The following is a 20,016-nucleotide window of genomic DNA, read 5'->3' as shown; positions in this document are numbered from 1 at the left end:
CTGTTCCGTTAGCCTTTTCTGTCTGTGTGTGTGATTTCTTCGTGCAGTACCTCAATCAGTTCTTTCAAACCCTGTGGCAGTCGTCGGTGCCCCGGATAATAGAGATACATCGGCGGTTCGATGGGGGACCATTCTGGTAGGACGACCCTGAGACTGCCATCGCGGATATAATCACGCACTCTGTCTTTCAAACAGTAGGCAATACCGACTCCCGACAGGGCCAGCTCGATAGCCAGCGCCGTTTCGCTGACACAAACAGGCCCTGTTACATCCACCACGCGATAATCCTCTTTCCGGCGGAACTCCCACCTGTAGATAATCCCCTGCCCAGTGCGCATCTGGATGCAGTCATGAAGTCGCAAATCCTCCGGTATGGAAGGGGGAGTGTGCTGGTAAAGATACCGTGGAGAAGCCACCGCCACCCATGTAAGTTCGCCGCCAAGACGAACGGCAACCAGGTCTTCAGGTACTGTGCCACCGAAACGTATCCCGGCATCAAAGCCCTCGGACACGATATCCACCATGCGATCGTCCACGCTGATTTCGACTTCAACATCAGGATATTTGCTGATAAAGCGCGGAAGATGTCGGGCAATAACCAAACGGGCACCATCGCTCAGCACGTTAAGTCGCAGCCGACCTACAGGGCGATCTCGCATAAGGTTTATCTCTTCCAGGGCGTCGCCAATTTCCCTGAACCCAGTGGTAAGCCGCAGTGCCAGAGTGGTCCCGGCTTCGGTCGGTGAAACGGTCCGGCTGGTTCGGTTAAGCAGCCGGACGCCAAGGCGGGTCTCCAGATTGCGTATGGAATGGCTGAGGGCCGAAGTAGTAATCCCCAGTTCAACCGCTGCTTTGGTAAAACTGCGCATTCTTTCTGTGATTAAAAAGGCATTGAGGTCGGCAAGGTCGCTGCGGGTAAGCGTGGTGGGAGTTTTGGCTGGCATAGATAATGGACCGTTGAGTTGATTTCAACGTGTCATTAAATTTAATGACACAAAATCGCCTTTAAGGAATGTTAAGTTTAGATGGATTCAACATAGAGATGCAACCCACCAGCGATCTTCTCAGGGGGATGCTTTTTCATCAGACCTCCTGGAGAGATTCACGTGTTCCATATCTGGACTCTGCTTCCTGCGTTATACCTGCTTTTCAGATTTGTCAGGCCGCTAACCATTTCACTTGTCCTGAAAATCATCATTGGTTTATTGATTGCGGCAGTGTGTGAGTTCCATTGGTTTACTCGGCTTCTGACTGGAAATATGTTTTCTCCTGAGTTGTCTCGGCCGCTGATGATCCTGGTGGGATGGCTCTTTGGTGTGGCCGTTTTTCTGGCTGGGCTTCTCCTGCTCCGTGACGCACTCTACCTTATTTTAAGGATACTTTTCGGTCAGCCTCTCACACACCAGTCTGGATTACGGGGGCTGTTGCTGGCCGTGGCCGTCATTTTGTCATCAGTCGCTGTTTGGCAGGGCATCAGGGCCCCGCAGGTCAATCACGTCCGGATAACGCTTAAGGGGCTGCCTCCTCAGTTTGAAGGATTCTCGATAGTTCAACTCGCCGACCTCCATTCCAGCAGACTTCTGCCTCGGAACTGGGTACAGGACGTGGTCACCCGAACCAACGCCCTCAACGCCGATCTTATCGTTCTCACTGGGGATATGGTTGACGGCTGGGTGATGTCCCGCTATGGGGACATTGAACCTCTGGGCGACCTGCGCGCAAAACACGGGGTTTGGGCTGTGACAGGTAACCACGAGTACTATTTTTGTGCCCCGGACTGGGTGAAAACATTCGAAAAACTCGGGTTAACCTTCCTGAACAATTCCGCTACCCGTATTACCCAGGGGAGTGCTGCAATCTACCTTGCTGGCGTTACTGATGCTGTCGCTCCGAAATATGGGTTGCAGGGTCCCCAACTGAATGATGCCCTGGCAGCACGCCGTCCTGATGACACGGTCATTCTGCTTGATCATCGTCCGGGAAACGCCCGACAAAACGAAGAGATGGGCGTTAGCCTCCAGCTTTCTGGTCACACTCACGGAGGCATGATTTCCGGACTCGATAAACTCATCGGATCCGCCAACAACGGGTTTGTATCAGGCCAGTACCCTCTGGGAGCGATGACGCTGTACGTGAGTAACGGTACAGGGATTTGGAACGGATTTCCCTTTCGCCTTGGCAAGCAGTCAGAAATAACACTCATCACCCTGCACAGTACAAATCACGTTCTCAGGAGTTAGACTCAGTGTCAGAAAACAGCATGATAGGGGCAGATGGACGTATCCGCCCACCCTTAGGTCTTTTGCCCGCAATGCTTGCGCTCGGTGCCGGAGGATTATGCATCGGTACCGGGGAGTTTGCCCCGATGAGCCTTCTGCCCGATCTCGCTCAGGGCACGGATGTTTCGATTCCAGCAGCCGGTGGCTACATCAGCGCGTATGCGGCTGGTGTGGTGATCGGTGCTCCAGCTATCGCTGTACTGGGTGCGCGACTGCCACGCAAAATACTTCTGCTCATTCTGCTGATGATTGCCATGGTTGGATATGCATTTAGTGCCATGGCGTGGAACGCTCCCTCCATGCTGACTGCTCGCTTCCTCTCCGGAATGCCTCATGGTGCATGGTATGGCGTGTCGGCTCTGGTTGCTGCTTCTATGGTATCACCACAGCATAGGGCACGTTATATCGGCTATGTGATGCTTGGGCTTGCGGTGGCAAACGTGGCGGGCGTTCCGCTGGTTACCTGGGTTGGACAGATTCTGGGCTGGAGAATGTCTTTCTGGGGCGTGTTTGCGGGACTGGTGCTGACGGCAGCAATCGTTTCGCTGTGCGTTCCCTCCATTGCTGCTGATGGTACTGCATCTCCCGTTAAAGAGCTTGGGGCGCTGCGTAGCCCCCAGATACTGATGACGTTTGCGGTGGCTTCAGTCAGTTTTGCGGGTATGTTTGCAGTATACAGCTTTATCACCCCCGCGCTGACCGAAATGGCTGGCTTCTCTTTGTCAGCCGTACCCTGGATCCTGATTCTCTGGGGGGCGGGTATGGTTGCCGGTAATATTATCGGAGGGCGACTAGCCGACAGAGCGCTTATCCCATCGATCTTTGGCATCATTATATGGAATGTGGTTTTTCTGGTTCTGTTTTCTCTGACGGGCTCCCTACAACTGCCGACGCTCATGGTGCTGTTTTTGCTGGGGGGCGGGTTTGCTCTCGTGCCTGCGCTCCAGTCGCATATGATGGACATTGCCGGTGAGGCCCAGACACTGGCCTCATCGCTGACGCACAGCGCTTTCAATATTTCAAACGCCCTGGGCGCAGCCGCAGGTGGTTTGGTTATCGCCTCTGGAGGAAGTTGGATTTCTACCGGTTGGGTTGGTGCGGGTTTTTCCCTTCTTGCGCTTATCCTGATGTCCCTTTCTGTCTACATCACACGACGGAGTTAATCATGAATGAAAAAGTCATTAAATCAGAAAACGTTGCCGTGATTACGGGAGCCGCAAGGGGGATTGGCGCAGCAGCGGCACGCGAGTTTGCACATCAGGGCATGAAGCTTTGCCTGTTCGACCGCGATCGGGAAGCTCTTCAGGTGCTGGCCGATGAACTTGACACTGAAATTACATTGGTCATCGGTGATGTCACCCGGGAGGAGGACCTGAGACAACTGCACAAAACGGCTTACAGTACCTACGGAAAAGTTAATCTGCTTTTCAATAATGCCGGTGCCAAAGTTGCCGCAGGTGCCTGCGATTCGCCTGATCGGTGGCGACATCAGATGGCCGTTAACCTAACCTCAATCGTGGCCACCCAGCATCTGTTCCTTCCAGAGATGCTTAAGATGAAGGAGCGCGGTGCGGTGGTGAATCTGGGGTCAAAGGAAGGCATTACCACGCCACCTGGGTTTGCCGCCTACAATGCCTCAAAAGCTGCCGTGAAGGTACTGACAGAGCAATTATCACACCAGTTACTGATGGATACCGGGAGCAGGTTAACCGCGCATTTACTGGTTCCGGGTTACACGTGGACAGCTATGAATGACCCCGGCATGGACGAACGCAAAGGGATCAAGCCTGATGAAGCATGGACGGCGGCACAGGTCATTGACTACTTTGTTCCCCGGTTTGAACACGGTGATTTCTATATTATTTGCCCCGATAACGCCGTCAGCTGCGAGACAGATGCAAAACGTATTCTCTGGGCCTGTCAGGACATGCTTGAGAACCGTCCGGCACTGTCTCGCTGGCATCCTGACTGGAAAGACGATTTTGAACGCTGGCTAAAGCGCTGAGGCTCCAGAGCGCGTGCGCTTTATTCAATCAGTCTAGATAAATGACATCGCCCGTCATTGGCGATGTCATGTTTGGTATCCACAGTCGTCCCCATAATCCGGTACAGTGACAACCCATGACTTTCTCGATTCGCTGTTCGGCAATCAGTTTCTTCGTGCTGAGCAATGTAGAGGGCGAAGCGCATCGAAGATGAAAACCACCGATCAACGCGTAAACCTGGTTGATGCCAGTAATATTTTTACAGTGTTCTACAATCCCACCAATTCCCCGGTGCCCGCAGCCCGTTACAATCACTAATCCTCGCGAAGATTTATAAATCAGCACACCTTCATCCTGAATATAATCAGGCGAGTCTGGTGTTCCTGCTAATACGCCATAGGCATGCGGTTTGTTTATATGAATCTCTCCAGACCACATTATCGATTGGCTAATGTCCAATGGAGTACGAGAGAATTGCATTCGGTAGGGAGAATAATCAATATCAAGAGACAGTTTCTTTATTTTTGGTGAAGAGCACGGTGGTATCTTGGTCTTGAATCAGCAGGCTTAATCCAGCTTTAGCTATTAATTGGGAATCTTTCCCTCGACGATTTTCAAGAAGAACCGTGATTTTTAGTGGCATTCTTTTTCTTATGTGTTGCGAGTGACGGTAACACAAGGGTAAGCGAAAATTAATTCACTATTAAAGCGATTTCAATCGATTCGCTGTTGTTCATATCGTCGGCAAGCACGCAGATTCTTGTTCCGTTGAATTCTGTTAGTTTCATGGGAAGCGTCATGTCCGTTATGATTGCTATAGCACCCGTTAGGACATCCGAGCGTAGTCATTTGATTGGTTTTTATTAGGTGGCCTACAGGATTCGAATTGGCTATTCATTACATTGAATTTAAATGAATAAATCGTGTTCGATAAATTTTATACCAACATTTATACCAACATGTCGTTTTGTGTCGACGTTAAGGTGTTGCAGGGTAGGGAGACGATAAGACATGAGTGTCAGTTGTCATCTCTGGTTTGTGCGTCTGGTTGTTCTCGTTCCGGAATGAAATCGTGCGTTATATCTTCACCGTCAAACCAGCTATCCCAGGTCTTCTGATTCTGGGAATTGAGCTCAGATGAATCAGTTTGTGGTTCGAAGGCGTTTAAATGTTCGGTAATCCAATTCACGGCTATCTTCCATTCGTTAGTGGAAATCCACCCGACGTGATTGAGGCTGCACTGGCCCATGTGGATAAAAACGAGGTGCGCCGCGCCTATAACCGCAGCGACTATCTGGAACAACTCCGCCCCTTGATGCAATGGTGGGCTGATTTTGTGAAGGCGGCAGATAGGGGGAGTCTTTTAGAGGGCGACTGTGTGTTTGTTCGATGAAGCTTGAATGAACAGGGTTGAGATTAGCCTTTGCACATAGTGCAGAGGCCGCCTCTGGGCGGTAAAAGATGCGCCAGTAGAATGCGTATCAATGGCCGAATTTAGCCAAGTCCTCTTTAGATAGCCCCGTCATTTCCATGATAGTGGCGAAATCCATTCCTTTTTGCAGCATGGCTTTGGCTATTTTCAACGTTGCTTCGCGCCCACCCTTCTCGATACCTTTTTCAATACCTTTCTGTTCCAACTGTTCCGCTATGGTCATCAGTTCATCTCCATGTTGCGGCACACGTTGTGCCAGTTGCCTTACATAAGCTTCAGCATTTGATGTGTTGCCTGCCTGTACCATGTAATTTATCAGCGATATGACCTGTTGTCTGGTCATGTTAGTCGTCAGCATAATCGTTACCAGTCGGTCCATCAAGTCAGACAAATCCCGTTCGCGAATGTGCTTTTGTATCAGTGTCAGCGCGGCCATACTGCGATGCTGCATGATGTCCTCATCGGGTATGATCGTCACAGCAACCAGCGGGAAATCTTCACTGTATAGCTGCCTGGCTAAAGCCGGATCGTCGAACAGTTGTAGCCAGTTGGTGGAGTTCGGGCAAGGGCTCGGCTTGCCCACATAAAACAGTATCGGGATCACCAGAGGCAGTTTCTTGTTTCCCGCATCAAGGTGCCGCTGCATCGCGGCAATCGCGTAGCGCATCAGCCTGAATGCCATCTGCTTGTCCGGCTTGCTCTGGTGCTCAATCAGCACATGAACATACCCTGCTCCTACGCAGGTCTGTAGGCTGTAAAGCACATCACTGTAAAACGCTCTTAAGTCGTCCTCAACAAACGAGTCGGACTCCAGCTTCAAGGTGGTGAGATCGCAAAGCGCCAACAGCTTTTCAGGTAAATGCAGTTGTATAAAATCTCGGGCGGACACCGGATGCGTCAAAAACTGCTTAAATGTCGCATCGTGCGGGAAGGTGGTTTTGTTGGCTTTTTTCATTAGCGCGGACTCTGGATGTTATCCGCAGCAGTGTAGCTATCCTGACCTATCGGGTTCCTCAATAGGAGGCTACTTCTGCTCAGTTTACCGCCTGTAATTGCCGATACAACGCCGGAATGCAGTGCTCAACACCGCGACCTATCAACGGATAGGTTGGGTGGCCTTTTATAGGACAAAAGAGGGTGACTAATAATTAGACAAAAGCTACAATGAACGAATCGAACGATTCATGCGATTTGGTGATGTCATGCATACTCTCACAGCCAATGAGGCCAAAACTCAGTTTGGTGATATGTTGCTCAAAGCACAGCGAGAACCAGTACAGATCAGCCGCAACGGCAAACCCGTTGCTGTCGTCGTTTCCGTTGAAGATTATGAGCATATGGAAGCGATGAAGCTGCAACTGCTAAAGGCCAAAATTCAGCGTGCTCGCAATGATGCCGATGCAGGAAATGTCGTTGATGGCGACGCGTTTTTCGATGAATTAATGGATCAATATAAGGATTAAAGCGTGAGTTACCGGTTAACTGGCGAAGCGCAACGCGATCTTATCAGTATCCGTGATTACACCCTAAAGAACTGGGGTTCCAAGCAATCAAAAGACTACCTGGCTCGCCTAAGAACAGTGCTAATTCGCTTAGCTGAAATGCCAACTATGGGGCAAAACCGCACCGAAGAATTCGATGAAGAAATATACAGCTTCCCACATGTTAGCCATATGATTTACTACATTGCTGAAGGTTCAGATATCCTGATATTGGCGATATTGCACCAGAGCCAGGTTCCGGCAAAGCATCTAAGCCAGCGGTTATAAATTCGCCTGCCCTCGGCTTCGTTTGATGATTTTGAGCCCGCTTTTATCTCCCGCGTCCCACCATAAGCCAGTGATGGTGGGACGCGGGAGAGATGCTATTTTTACATCAGCTATCAGTAATACCCCGGTTTTCCCTCTTTAGTAACTCTCAAGAAAATACCGCTTAGCGAATGCTACAACGGAAGTGCCTAAATACTACGCCTTAGTCAGATAAGCAATTTCACTGACGCTGGCCGGGCATCAACCTAAGGAGCTTTCGATGGCACAACAAGATTGGCATCCGGCAGATATCATCGCTGGTTTAAAAAAGAAGGGCACAACACTGGCAGCAGTTTCCCGACAGGCCGGGCTGGCATCATCTACTTTGGGAAATACGCTATTGCGCCATTGGCCTAAGGGAGAACGATTAATTGCAGAAGCCTTGCATACACGTCCTGAAGCGATCTGGCCTTCACGCTATCTCAACAGGCAACGTAGGAAAGATGGCGATAGTGCAGTAGATTAAAGGACAGCCATTCAAGCCGGGAGGTATACCTTCCGGCGCATGGTCGCAACGCGGCCACCTTCTTCTGCCCCATGCCTCGCTCCACCAACTCACCCAATACCGTGGGGCGAGTTAGTGGGGCAATGTGTTTGGGCGAGCGACAGAGAGCTCGATGGTGACAAATTAAAAGAGACCCCTCTTCATTGAGTTCGATAATTCATGGTCTATTTTTCGAGATCACTCCATCAGTATGGAGGAGTGCATTAATGAAAATACAACCGATAGCAATATCTCCAGAGAACGTATTCTGTCACCGATAGACTTCTATGCTCCCTAGCGGATTTCTATGCCATAGAAATCCGCTAGGGAGCTAACAAGCGCAGCGCCTTAGTGGCTTGATTGAGGATTTTGGCACAGTGCATCGCCAGCGTAATACGCCTGCCAAGAGCACTGTTCGATAAACCTAGCCTAAAAAGCACGATGAATTGATGACGATCGCAAACTGTGCTTGCTGGATTAAAAGGGCCATATTCACCGCATTCCCTGCGATATGCTTGGACACGGGAGATATATAGTACAGGTTTATGGTTGAGGAGCCTTGCTGTAGAAGATTACATGTAGCGAAAATCTCTAAAAGTGCATGGTTCGGTTTACCGGGATACTTACACCATCAGATGCATCCCTTCACCATCGGTAAGTTTATAAGCCTTGTCTTCTGGTTTGGCACTTCTGACTTTTACATCGGTGAGTGGCATAGCAGATCTCCATATTGAGGTGTCGGCATACGCTGGCTGTTGGTATAAGAATTCATTGAACGGGCTTGTACCATCACTTATACCAATAAATCCTACTTGATGTACGTAGATGTCGGTAGAGTCTGGTTGACTGAAAACAGCGAGTTTATAGCTAATTCACTGAATTTTAGGAATAAAAAAAGACGTCGCTTGACGTCTGTTTACTTCGAAATGGTACGCCCTACAGGGCTCGAACCTGTGACCTACGGCTTAGAAGGCCGTTGCTCTATCCAACTGAGCTAAGGGCGCATATATTGCGATGTCACTATGGTGGATAACCATAGTGGGCTGGATTATACCCACACGCCTCAGTGAGTCAACGCATTGCGCCTGATTTTCTGCCGTACGGTGAATCACTGTACAGTTCCATTGGCGAGTCCATCATTCAGTACGCTATGTCGGAAAGCCGTTATCATGACCGCTGATGATAACGGCGAGCGATTACCAGGAATAATTCACACCGAGTGAGACCCGTCCTGCCTTATAAGATGACATATTGGTATCTACGCCGACAGCGCCCGTCACACTCAGGTTATGCATCACATTTCCTTTCACGCCAAATTTGAATTCGGCCCGATCGGCAGGCATCGGTTCCCGTACTGTCGTTTCATCCATGCGCATGGTTTGTGATGATGGCCCATGCCACCAGTTGGCTTCTATGAACCCCTGCATCAACGTTTGTCCATTCTTGTCCAGTCTGTCTTCATAAAACCGGACCCCCAAACGTGTAGTGGCATTATTATCAGACATATCGGATGCTACGGAGCCGCTGGCCGTTGTGTGATCTTTTGCGCGATACAGGGAATAAATGATCTGAGCCTGTGGCTCCAGGTAATACCGTGCCGTGGGTGATTCAGCCATCTTGAGTTTATATCCGCTCTCAATGGACATTGTTGTATTGCGTGAGCGATAACTCTCGGTACGCTGTCCCTGGCCTGTCACGTCGTTGTCAAATCGCCCATGCATCAACCAGGTATCAATATAGGGGCCGGTTTGCGGATCGTGGTGAGCAAACCAGGTGCTATAGATCCCTGCGCTGTAGCCTTTAACGCTGTGGGATGAACGTGATACCTCATCCTCACTGTTGCCGGAACTGGTGCCATATTGCGCCATCAGCCCAACCCGAATGCTGCCGTCGTGCCCGTCGCTGAAACGTGCGATGTCACTCCCGCCGTGTAGCACCCAGCGCCTGTCTTCCGTTTCCTGGTTATCAACACCATCGTGTTGAACCATTGAGCCCTCCATGCGTAACCAGGTATACGAATCTTCTTGCCCCGGCACCTGCCACTGCCTGTCGTGCAACGTATGTTTATGCATCGCCATCGCCGATTGGCGTTCTTGCAGGTATGAACCAACCACAGGCGAAAGTAGCGAAACCAAATACCAATCTTGCGCTTCGCCGCCATCACCACCGCGTTTTAAACTGTAGTTATACGCGCCAACGTTCAATATTCCTGTACTGTTATATCCGTCGGAGTTGGGATCAAGTTGAAAAGCACTCGCACTGGTCGTGCCGCCATTTTCAGTTTGTACCAGGGCAACGCCTTTGTTGGTCAGCCCACCCAAACTATTGCCTGTTTTCACCAGAAGTGAAGTATTGCCTGAGGCGTTACCGCCATCAATGATCAGGCGATCGGAGGGGGAGGCATCACCGCTGAGCTGCGTATTGACCACAATGATCCCGCCACTCCCAACATAATCGCCTTTAACTGTCAGCGTTGCGCTGGGACCACTGCCGTCGGTCATGTTTACCGTGCCAGCATTATTGAGCCCGGCGATGATTTGGCTTAGCCCATCGAGTGCCAACGTGGCCGATTGCCCGACCGTGATGATGGAATCTGGGCTGAATACGTTCAGAGCGCCTGCTTGCAGTGTACCTGCTTCTACAACGGTTGAACCTGAGTAGGTATTATTGGCCGTCAGCGTGGCGATACCGGTGCCGAATAGCCGTATTCCGCCGCTGCCAGAAATAAGGCCGTCAAAGAAATAATCGTCACTGCGATTAAAGGCAAGTGTGCCCGAATTCTCTACGTTGCCAAGAATTGAGCCCGTGCTGCCACCGTTGCCCAGTTGTAACGTACCGGCGGAAATCAGCGTGTTGCCGAGATAGCTATTGGATCCTGTTAAAACGGTGGTGCCATTGCCTCGTTGATCAACTGAACCACTACCGGTGATGGTGTTGTTGAAAATCAACGTATTGCTACGATTGAATGCAAATACTCCATTGTTGTTAACGTTGCTGGCGAGTGAGCCTGTGCTACCGCCATTGCCCAGTTGCAGAGTCCCAGAAGAGATTGTGGTGAGGCCACTGTAGGTATTGTTTGCTGTCAATACGGTGGAGCCGGTACCCACTTGGTTGACCACGCCGGTGCCGGAAATAACGCCATCGTAGACGAGCGTGTTGTTACGATTAAACGCCAACGTAGCTTTGTTGATCACATTGCTGACGATTGAACCGGTGCTGCCGCCATCGCCAATCTGTAATGTCCCCAGGTTAAGTGCCGTATTTCCGGTGTAAGTGTTCTCTCCTGTCAGTGCAAGTAAACCGGTACCGATTTTGGTCAGGGTTCCTGCACCTGAAATAATACCGCTTGTAGTTAACGGGGAGGCGAGGGCGATGTCGATTGTGCCGCCGAGGGCGTTCAATTGGATCGCGCGTGATGTGGCCATCGTAGCGTCAGTGGCGAGCGTACCTCCATTAAAAGATAACCCCCCATCGGACTGACCAAGGTTGCTGTCGCTCGTGATACGCAGCGTACCGCCGTTGATTGCCGTGCCCCCGGTATAGGTGTTGGATCCGTTAAGTACCAGTGTGCCGAGATCGGCTTTCACCAACTGCACGTCGCCTTGCAAGATGGCATCAATGGTGGCTGTGTAGGCTGCTCCTGGCAGGCTACCATTGCCTACTCGCACCGTGGTCTGCCCTGAGCCGGTTTCGGTTTCTACCAGCGACAACGCAGCGCCATTCAAAACGTAGCCATTAGAGGCGAACTGCATCCCCGATGAGGTAACCTGACCCAGGCTATTATCTATCGTAACAGCGCCTGCTTCCGCCTGAAAAATGGCAAAAGCGCCGTCCTGCCAGGGGGCGTTTAATATGCCATCGGAAACCGTCCAGTTATCGTTACCCACGGTAGCGGTTTGCCAGACACCGCTACCGCCATTGACTTCACCGTTATTTTTATTACCTACCGCGCCGCCGTCCCACATGTTCAGCGTCAGACCAGTGGTATCCACCAGGTTTACCTGATTCGCCACCGACGTTTGCACATACTCAACCCTGCCGGGAGGGATGTCACCGAGCTCCAGGCCGTTATTGGTCAACGTTCCTGTGTAATCAATGACGCGATAGATACCGGGACCAAATGAGCCTCCTGTCGTGGCCGTGACGTTGATGGTCCCATCCAGAACCAGATCCCCGTTGACTGCCACCAGATCGTTAAGGGGGCCCCCCACTTCATAAGGTAATCCGAAGTTGTAATCGAGTATTGAACCACTGCTCAACGTGAGATTGCCATTGATGGTCAGCTTATCAATGATCCCTCCCACCGCGCCGGGGGACAGGGTAGCGCCGTCGACAATGGTGACATCACCGCCGATAATACCGGTGCCGCCGAGTGTGGCGCCGTTGTTGACCGTGGTGATGCCCGTGGCTGCGGTTTGATCGCCATTGATATACAGCCCACCGGCAGTGACGTTGGTTGCTCCCAGATAGGTGTTGCTGCCCGTTAATACCGTATTTCCTGAACCGGTTTGAGATACAGCGCCATTACCTGAGATGTTGCCTCCATAGGTAAGTAAATTGCTGCGTTGAAACGCCAGTGTGCCACCGCTCGCCACATTGACATCGCTTGCTATTGAGCCGGTGCTGCCGTTATTACCGAGTTGTAGCGTTCCGGCAGTGACAGTGGTGATGCCAGTGTAAGTATTCTCTCCTGTCAGGAGGGTAACACCACTACCGCGTTGATTGACCTGACCGCTACCCGAAATAATACCGGCATACAGGAGGCTGTTGTTACGATTGAATGCCAGCACGCCATTGGTGTCTATATCAACATTACTGCTAATGGAGCCTGTGCCAAGACCGTTACCTAGCTGTAGCGTACCGTTCAAGATATCGGTTTGGCCTGTATAGTTGCTTGCTCCTGTAAGTGCCAGCGTGCCGCTTCCGTCTTTGGTGAGTGAGCCTGAACCGCCGATAGCGCCACTCAGTGTCAGTGTCGTCGTGGGTGCTACAGCAAATGTGCCGCCGCCAATGCTCAGCGTGACTGCTCGGGTTGAGGAAAAACTCCCGGTTGTGGCGAGGGTTCCGGTGTTCATGCTGAGGCTACTCGCCAAGGTACCGAGGTTACTGTCTGTACTGACTTGCAGAGTGCCGCCTTCGATCGCCGTACCGCCGGAATAGGTATTGAGTCCGTTTAATATCAATGTGCCCAGATCGCTCTTCACTAACGTGGTTGCCCCCTGCAACAGGGCATCAATGGTGGCAACATAACCGGCACCTGCTGAGGTATGATCGCCGACTTCAATAATGGTTTCTCCTGAACCGGCTTCGCTTTCAACTAACGTTAGCGCTGCGCCATTGAGGGTATAACCGTCTGACGCAAACTGCATTCCCGCTGCGATAACCTGTCCTTCACTGTTATCAATGGTGACTATTCCGGGGTCCGCCGTGAAGATGGCAAACGCAGCGTTGCTCCAGTGGGTGTTAATCGTGCCCGTATCGAGGGTCCAGTTATCGTTACTGCCGGGCGTAGAAGCCTGCCAGATACCATTTCCTCCATTAACAACGCCGTCGTTTTTATTGGCCAGTGCGCCACCGTCCCAAAAATTCAGTGTGAGTCCTGCGCTGTTGATCAAATTGACTTGATTGGCAACGGATGTCTGAATAAACATGCCACTCGTCTCAGGGAGAGTTCCAAGATTCAGTTGGTTATTGGTTAATGTGCCGCTGTAATTGATAAGGCGATAAAGACCTGGGGTAAATGCACCGGGAACGGTTTCAGTGACGTTAAGTAGACCATCCAGCGTGAGATTGCCGTTAACCACGGTCAAATCATTGTTGCTGCCGTTGATGACGCCTGCTTCACCCAAGGTGTAGTTGAGTACCGAGGTGTTGTTAAGATTGAGATTCCCGTTAATTGTCAGGGTTCCAACACTTCCAGAGGCCGCACCGGGTGATAAGATACCGCCATTCGCCACGGTGACAGAGCCGCCAATAATGCCATTGCCACCCAGCGTTGCGCCATTACTGACTGTGGTTGTTCCGGTGGCGCTGGTCTGGTTACCGTTGATATACAGGCTGCCATTACTCACAGAAGTGTTGCCGCTATAGCTATTGTTGCCACTCAGCGTCGTCGTGCCACTACCGTTTTGACTGATTGCACCGCTACCGGAAATAATATCGCTATAGTTAATCGCATTGCTGCGGTTAAAAGCTAGCGTTGCGTTATTGATGATGTTGCCGGTGATGGAACCTGATGTTGTGCCATTACCTAATTGCAACGTGCCGCCAGAGAGCGTGGTACCGCCAGTATAAGTGCTATTTCCCGTCAGTATGACGGTGCCTGTGCCTGTGTTGCGAAGCGCGCCATCGCCAGAAATCAAGCCACTGTAGGTCAGCGTGCCGGAGCGGTTGAAAGAAAGTAATGCATTATTGGCAACAGACGTATTACCGCTGATTGAACCTGCATTGCCGCCTACCTCCAAGGTACCTTGATTGATGGCGGTGCCATTATAGGTATTGGCACCGGTAAGCGTCAGTACGCCGCTGCCATTTTTGGTCAGGGAGTTTCCCGTGATGGTGCTGTTGATGGTAACAGCGTTATTCTGGGTATCAAAAACACTGTCTGCGTCAGTGATGTTCACCGCTCTTGCTGCCGACAAGGTGGCGTTACTGGTGAATTGCAGCGTACCGCCATCAAGTGTCAGGGTGCCTGCCGTGCTACCCAGTGCGCCATCTGCGGCAATTTGCAAAATGCCTGCCGCCAGCGTCCATGGCGTATTGGCCGTTGTGGTGTTTATTAGTCTCCAGGTACTTGAGCCGGTTTTGTAAAAACTGGAGAAGTTTTGGAATTTGTTGCCGAATTGCGAGACATCAAAGATGGTCGATTGTTGAACCCCCGCGGTGTTGGTCGCCAGGTCGCTGGTCGTGCCCCCTAATAAGAATGTGTTAGTGGTGCCTGAATTAGCAGAAATATTGCCATTAAAAAACCAATTATATTGCAATTCCAGTCTATTGCTGCCTTCGGTGAAATAAACTGAATTTGCCCGGGTTAAACCATCTGTATTAAAGCCACCTTGAATGTTGTTATTATTAATAATGTTGATATTCTTTCCGGTAATGCCGAATCCTCCGACAGGAAGGGCGCTTGTGGGGAAACTGCCTGCCGTCCCTGCATTACCGCCAGTGATCGTCCCGCTATTAGTTATGGTGGCGCTCTCCGCGTTAATGCCTGCGCCGCCATTCGCGCCACGCCTTCCCCGGTTAAAGCTGGGCGTGCCGCCATTACCGCCATTGCCACCATTACCACCGGTAATCGCATGATTTCCGATATTGAGAGTAACGTTTTGTGCGCGAATCGCGGAACCACCCTCACCAGCTAACCCGGCACCGCCTTGAGCAAATGCGTTTCCGCCATTTCCCCCTCGGCCCCCGAAGATATTGTTTGAGGAACTCATTGTTCCTCCTCCGATAATGACTGCTCCCGCACCGGCACCGCCGCCACCGCCGCCATCGGCGCCAGCACTGCCTCCGTCATCAGTGGCGTTACCCCCGTTCCCGCCATTTCCTCCGCGAATAACGGCAGAAATACCGTTTATTGAACCAACCAAGCCATCACCGCCACCGCCACCGCCGCCCGCACCAATAGGTCCCGAACAGCCACCGCACACGGAGTTTCCGCCATTTCCACCGGCAGTTCCTTGAGGATTAATCGATGTGCCCGATACACCGCCAGTGCCCGCACTCCCGGCCGTACCACCGGATGCGGCACGGCCTGCGCTGCCAGCACCGCCATTCCCATTGCTCAAACCGTCGCCACCAGAACCTACTGCACCGGTACCCAGCCCCCCTGCGCCAAATCGTCCACCACCACCACCTACGCCCGCGTTGCCTCCGTAGCCATCAATCGGGAAAGGGTTGTCAGCACCAGAACCGTCAGCGAGAGCCACTGAGGCGTTTACGCAAAATGCTGTGATTAACAGCAAGCGTAATAGAGGCATCTTTAAGACAACGTTATATATTGTCACTGCTCCATCCTGGGGGAGCAACCGAATATTATTATTTTGCTTTTTTTGGGGATGGGATAAATGAACAAAGCAATGCTTTTTCATTGTTTACTCCACTAGATTTTTTAAAAAAGGATGACAAAAATTATTTTTGCCCCTTAATAGAAAAAATTTGCTAACACTTTGTTTTTATGATTATGGTATGGGGGAGTGTATTTTCAGTGTAATCAAATTCTTAATTGTTTCTTCTTGTTGTGTTGTGTACCAATATTAATTGATGTGAGTCCACTCTTTGGAGTGATATATTTCTCTTTCTTTTTTTCCCCTATGCTTAGTCGTCGATAACTTTTGACTCATAAGGCTGTAACCTTATCTGCCCACATACGGCGTTACGGCGCTGACACATCCCCCTTGCGTACAACGGCAATCTATTGTGTATTAAGCACATGCAGGTCTGACAATTGCCAAGAGAAGAGCCCTATTGATGCAACGAAACCTTTTGATGCGAGTGCCACAACGAGCCGTGCAGGTATGGCTTCCCGTCATTTTTGCCGCATTATTTGCTCTGTTGTGCACCTCGCTACCGGCTACGGCCGCTGAAAACACCACGCCTGTGGATGTGGCTGCCGCCGCAAAAATCAATGTAGACAGTGAAGTCGCCAAACTGCAAAAGCAGTTGGATGGCATCAAGCAGCAGGTCTCCAACGCCGCCAGTGACAGTAAATACGGCGAATTGAATGACGCCGTGCAGCAGTTGATCGGCAACACCAACGATCTCGCAACCGCGTTGGCACCGCTTCAGGCACAGCTTCAGGCGCAGGTGGATGTGCTGGGACCTGCCCCGGAGCCGGGTGCGGCGATAACGGAAACCAGCGAGGTCACGCGTAAACGTGCCAGTTTGAATGTGCAAAAAACCAAACTGGATGCACAACTGGAACAGATTCAGGCGATTCGTACCGGTGCCCTCAATCTTTCGGCGCAGATCGTTACGCTGCGTCGCAATGCGCTAAAAACGCAACTGGCGCTTAACTCGGGCAGCATTCTGGGGGGGCGTTTCTGGTCCCCGTTGCTGGCGTCTCAGGACGAGGATGAAAAGCGGTTGACGCAATTTCAGTCGCAGCTCAGCGACACCTTGAGTGCGACCTGGGAGCCCGACTGGCGGTACGGAACGCTGTTTTATCTGCTGTTGGCGCTGGCGTTAGCCACGGCGGGCCAGCGGCTACTGGAGAAATATCTGGCACGCGCCGGGATCCGCTGGTTGCCGGAAGGGCGATTGCGCCGCAGTTTCCTTGCCTCTGCTACCGTGCTCTCTTCCGTCACTACCATCGGGCTTGCCGCTAATTTGCTGGACTATACGTTGGTGCGCCCTGGCGATATACCGGTCGCCATCGGGAGTTTTCTCGATAATCTGGTGCGACTTGCCGTGTTTAGCGCCATGATTGCCGGGCTGGGTCGGGCATTTCTTTCCAATCACCGTCCATCCTGGCGTTTGCCTGCCATGGCTAATCCGGTTGCCAAGGCGATGGACCCGTTCCCGATTATTGCCGCCAGCCTGATGTTTGTGTTTGGCATGCTTGAACAGCTTAACACCACGGTGGGCACCTCCGTTGCCGTCACCATCGTTGGGAACGGGCTGTCTGCATTGGCGCTGGCGTTAACCGTCGGAGCCATTGCGCTGCGCAGCAATCAGGTGCGACGGCAGATGGTAGAAGCCGGCGAACAGCCGGAAGTGCGCTCCACGCTGTCAGGGCTGGTGCATTTGGCTACGTTGCTAACGGCGATTGCCGTGCTGATTTCCCTGGCGATTGGCTATATCTCGCTGGCGCGTTTCTTGATTTATGAGCTGATATGGGTGGGTATGGTGCTTTCCTGCCTGTATCTGCTGATAACCCTGGTGACCGATCTCAGTGAAAGCATTTTTTCGCCGAATACCGCCAGCGGACGACGTATTAAACGCTCTCTGAATCTGGACGATCGCCATCTGGCGCAGGCTACCTCTCTGGTCTCGGTGTGCGGGAAAGTCTTTCTGATTCTGATGGGTGCCGTGGCGTTGCTAAACGGCACTTTTGGCACTACGACACCGATCGAGTTGTTGCAAAAATCGGTGGAAATCTGGGGCGGAAAGGGGCTGGAGTCATTAAGCATCGTCCCGGCCAATCTGGTGAACGCCGCGGCGTGTCTGGTGATTGGCATCTATGTGTTGCGTTCATCCCGGCGTTGGTTAGAAGATGATTTTCTGCCGAAGACCACGCTGGAAAAGGGGATTCGCGCCTCGCTGGTCACCCTGTTTACCAATATCGGTTATATCCTGCTTATTCTGTTGACGCTGGCTGCGTTAGGGATCCAGTGGAACAAGCTGGCGTGGATTGTCAGCGCACTGTCGGTCGGGATCGGTTTTGGTCTGCAAGAGATCGTTAAAAACTTTATCTCTGGGCTGATTTTGCTTACCGAGCGTCCGGTCAAAGTTGGGGATTTGGTTAACATCAGTGGGGTAGAAGGGGATATCCGGCGTATCAATGTGCGCGCAACGGAAATTCAACTCGGCGATCGCTCCACGGTGATCGTGCCGAATTCGCAGTTTATCTCGCAAAACGTACGCAATATCACCATGGGGAATGCGATGGGGGTGGCAACGTTGGCCTTAACCTTCCCGCTGGATGCCGATCCTGAAATCATTCGGGATATCCTGCTCAGTGCTTATGGCGATCATGAGTCCATTCTGGAAACGCCCGCGCCTTCGGTAACCTTTAGCCAGCTTACGCCGACCGGGATGGTGCTGAGTGTGACCGGTTATGTTCCCAGTCCCCGCATGGTCGCGGGGGCAAAAAGCGACTTGTTGTTTGAAATTATCAAGCGCCTGCGTACTGCCAGCATCCCGCTGGCATCCCCGCAGAAGATGGTGCTGGAAAATGCTTCGGACAATACCTTGTTGCCGGAATAACAAAAACGCCCAGCGTCATTTCCGCCACCCCGAGATTCCCGCCACCCCCGTCATTCCCGCGAAGGCGGGAATCTCTGCCAGACGAAACGCATTTATTCTGCCAGAGATCCCCGGCTTTCGCCGAGGATGACGAGGAGGGAAAACCGAGGATGACGAGGGGGCAAGTGACTTTGACGTTAGTTTGAATAACGCGGTTACTCGACCTGTGCTTTCACCCGCGCAATGTAGATTTCCCGCAGTCGTTTGGCGATCGGACCGGGTTTGCCGGTGCCGATGGTTTTGCCATCCAGTGAAACCACCGGCAGTACAAAGGTGGTGGCTGAACTGAGGAAAATCTCGCTGGCGTGGTAGGCCTCTTCCGGCGTGAACGGGCGTTCTTCCAGTGCGATATTGTCCCTGGCGGCGAGTTCAAGCAGTGACTGACGGGTAATACCGTGCAAAATGTCATTGCTCAGTTGGCGTGTTACCACGGTGTTGTCGGCCAGCACGATATAGCAGTTACAGGAACTGCCTTCGGTGATAAACCCGTTTTCCACCAGAAACGCGTCATCCGCGCCTTTGCTGTGTGCCACTTCTTTTGCCAGACAGGCCGCCAGCAGGCTGACGGTCTTGATATCACGGCGGTGCCAGCGAATGTCCGGGCAGGTCACGACGTGCAGGCCGGTTTCCGCTTTCGGGTTATCGATAACCGAACGCGCCTGAGTAAACAGCACCAGCGTGGATTTCACTTCCGCACCGGGAAAATGAAAATCGCGATCGCCCGCGTTGCCGCGGCTGAGTTGTAAATAGATAGCCCCTTCGTGCAGCTGATTTTTGTCGATCAGCGCCAAATGGACCTTTTTCAACTCATCAATAGAGACCGGCAGTTGCAGTGCCAGTTCACGGCAGGAACGCTGCAAGCGCGTGATGTGGCCGTCATATTCAGCCAGCTTCCCATTGATGACCGCAGTCACTTCGTAGACGGCGTCGGCGAACAAAAAACCGCGGTCAAAAACGGAAACCTTGGCGTCCTGCTCTTCTACATACTGACCGTCAACATACACAATACGTTGCATTACAACACTCCTAAACAAGGTAAATGGCCTGACCGTGAAAGTGCATG

At 51.8% G+C, this 20,016-nt stretch carries 11 protein-coding genes, 1 tRNA gene and 2 pseudogenes; 8 read left to right on the top strand and 6 right to left on the bottom strand.

Going from position 1 to position 20,016, the window contains the following annotated elements:
- Positions 1-8: 8 nt before the first annotated feature.
- Positions 9-944: a LysR family transcriptional regulator gene (locus tag J5069_RS09035; protein WP_264627611.1), complete on the bottom strand. Its 936-nt coding sequence runs from the start codon at positions 942-944 to the stop codon at positions 9-11.
- A 162-nt stretch (positions 945-1,106) separates the two neighbouring features.
- Here J5069_RS09035 and J5069_RS09030 point away from each other — a divergent pair, with 162 nt between their 5' ends.
- Genes J5069_RS09030 through J5069_RS09020 form a run of 3 tightly spaced genes read left to right on the top strand, consistent with a single transcriptional unit; the run spans position 1,107 to position 4,284 of the window.
- Positions 1,107-2,240, top strand: a complete 1,134-nt coding sequence (locus J5069_RS09030; RefSeq protein ID WP_264643490.1) for a metallophosphoesterase — start codon at positions 1,107-1,109, stop codon at positions 2,238-2,240.
- A gap of 20 nt (positions 2,241-2,260) precedes the next feature.
- The gene (locus tag J5069_RS09025) at positions 2,261-3,442 is read left to right on the top strand and encodes an MFS transporter (RefSeq protein ID WP_264643489.1); all 1,182 of its coding nucleotides are present in this window, start codon (positions 2,261-2,263) and stop codon (positions 3,440-3,442) included.
- A 2-nt stretch (positions 3,443-3,444) separates the two neighbouring features.
- Positions 3,445-4,284: an SDR family NAD(P)-dependent oxidoreductase gene (locus J5069_RS09020; protein ID WP_264643488.1), complete on the top strand. Its 840-nt coding sequence runs from the start codon at positions 3,445-3,447 to the stop codon at positions 4,282-4,284.
- Between the two features lie 28 nt (positions 4,285-4,312).
- Here the strand turns inward: J5069_RS09020 and J5069_RS09015 are convergent.
- Positions 4,313-4,907: pseudogene (locus tag J5069_RS09015) on the bottom strand (MBL fold metallo-hydrolase).
- Positions 4,908-5,474: 567 nt separating this feature from the next.
- Between J5069_RS09015 and J5069_RS09010 the strand changes: the two are divergent.
- Positions 5,475-5,657, top strand: a pseudogene (locus J5069_RS09010) (integrase); the annotation flags it as partial.
- Positions 5,658-5,745: 88 nt separating this feature from the next.
- Here the strand turns inward: J5069_RS09010 and J5069_RS09005 are convergent.
- Positions 5,746-6,651 (bottom strand): Rpn family recombination-promoting nuclease/putative transposase, encoded by a 906-nt coding sequence (locus J5069_RS09005; RefSeq protein WP_264643487.1) that lies wholly within the window; start codon positions 6,649-6,651, stop codon positions 5,746-5,748.
- Positions 6,652-6,898: 247 nt separating this feature from the next.
- On the opposite strand from J5069_RS09005, the gene J5069_RS09000 reads away from it, so the two are divergent.
- The 3 genes from J5069_RS09000 to J5069_RS08990 all read left to right on the top strand — a co-directional run bounded on the left by J5069_RS09000 (position 6,899) and on the right by J5069_RS08990 (position 7,970).
- The gene (locus J5069_RS09000) at positions 6,899-7,159 is read left to right on the top strand and encodes a type II toxin-antitoxin system Phd/YefM family antitoxin (protein WP_264643778.1); all 261 of its coding nucleotides are present in this window, start codon (positions 6,899-6,901) and stop codon (positions 7,157-7,159) included.
- A gap of 3 nt (positions 7,160-7,162) precedes the next feature.
- Complete coding sequence (locus J5069_RS08995; protein WP_264643486.1) at positions 7,163-7,465, top strand: type II toxin-antitoxin system RelE/ParE family toxin; 303 nt, start codon at positions 7,163-7,165, stop codon at positions 7,463-7,465.
- Positions 7,466-7,724: 259 nt separating this feature from the next.
- Entirely contained in the window at positions 7,725-7,970 is a 246-nt protein-coding gene (locus J5069_RS08990) for a helix-turn-helix domain-containing protein (protein WP_264628260.1), read from the top strand.
- A gap of 945 nt (positions 7,971-8,915) precedes the next feature.
- Here the strand turns inward: J5069_RS08990 and J5069_RS08985 are convergent.
- Both J5069_RS08985 and J5069_RS08980 read right to left on the bottom strand, forming a co-directional pair.
- Positions 8,916-8,992, bottom strand: a tRNA-Arg gene (locus J5069_RS08985).
- Between the two features lie 192 nt (positions 8,993-9,184).
- On the bottom strand, positions 9,185-15,916 hold the full coding sequence (locus J5069_RS08980) for an autotransporter-associated beta strand repeat-containing protein (RefSeq protein ID WP_264643485.1): 6,732 nt from the start codon (positions 15,914-15,916) through the stop codon (positions 9,185-9,187).
- Positions 15,917-16,475: 559 nt separating this feature from the next.
- On the opposite strand from J5069_RS08980, the gene J5069_RS08975 reads away from it, so the two are divergent.
- Positions 16,476-18,914, top strand: a complete 2,439-nt coding sequence (locus J5069_RS08975) for a DUF3772 domain-containing protein (RefSeq protein ID WP_413542223.1) — start codon at positions 16,476-16,478, stop codon at positions 18,912-18,914.
- Between the two features lie 194 nt (positions 18,915-19,108).
- On the opposite strand, the gene J5069_RS08970 is transcribed toward J5069_RS08975, so the two are convergent.
- Entirely contained in the window at positions 19,109-19,969 is an 861-nt protein-coding gene (locus J5069_RS08970) for a D-amino-acid transaminase (RefSeq protein ID WP_264643483.1), read from the bottom strand.
- Positions 19,970-20,016 lie beyond the last annotated feature (47 nt).

It is taken from the genome of Candidatus Symbiopectobacterium sp. NZEC127, from assembly GCF_025962675.1.
Taxonomy (GTDB): Bacteria; Pseudomonadota; Gammaproteobacteria; order Enterobacterales; family Enterobacteriaceae; genus Symbiopectobacterium.
This window is presented reverse-complemented; position numbering and strand designations above follow the sequence as displayed.

What these genes read in the sequence shown, in the direction of transcription:
- J5069_RS09000 (WP_264643778.1), top strand. Translation starts at nt 6,899, where the DNA reads ATGCATACTCTCACAGCCAATGAGGCCAAAACTCAGTTTGGTGATATG.
- J5069_RS09020 (WP_264643488.1), top strand. Translation starts at nt 3,445, where the DNA reads ATGAATGAAAAAGTCATTAAATCAGAAAACGTTGCCGTGATTACGGGA.
- J5069_RS08990 (WP_264628260.1), top strand. Translation starts at nt 7,725, where the DNA reads ATGGCACAACAAGATTGGCATCCGGCAGATATCATCGCTGGTTTAAAA.
- J5069_RS09005 (WP_264643487.1), bottom strand. Translation starts at nt 6,651, where the DNA reads ATGAAAAAAGCCAACAAAACCACCTTCCCGCACGATGCGACATTTAAG.
- J5069_RS08975 (WP_413542223.1), top strand. Translation starts at nt 16,476, where the DNA reads ATGCGAGTGCCACAACGAGCCGTGCAGGTATGGCTTCCCGTCATTTTT.
- J5069_RS09025 (WP_264643489.1), top strand. Translation starts at nt 2,261, where the DNA reads ATGATAGGGGCAGATGGACGTATCCGCCCACCCTTAGGTCTTTTGCCC.
- J5069_RS08970 (WP_264643483.1), bottom strand. Translation starts at nt 19,969, where the DNA reads ATGCAACGTATTGTGTATGTTGACGGTCAGTATGTAGAAGAGCAGGAC.
- J5069_RS09035 (WP_264627611.1), bottom strand. Translation starts at nt 944, where the DNA reads ATGCCAGCCAAAACTCCCACCACGCTTACCCGCAGCGACCTTGCCGAC.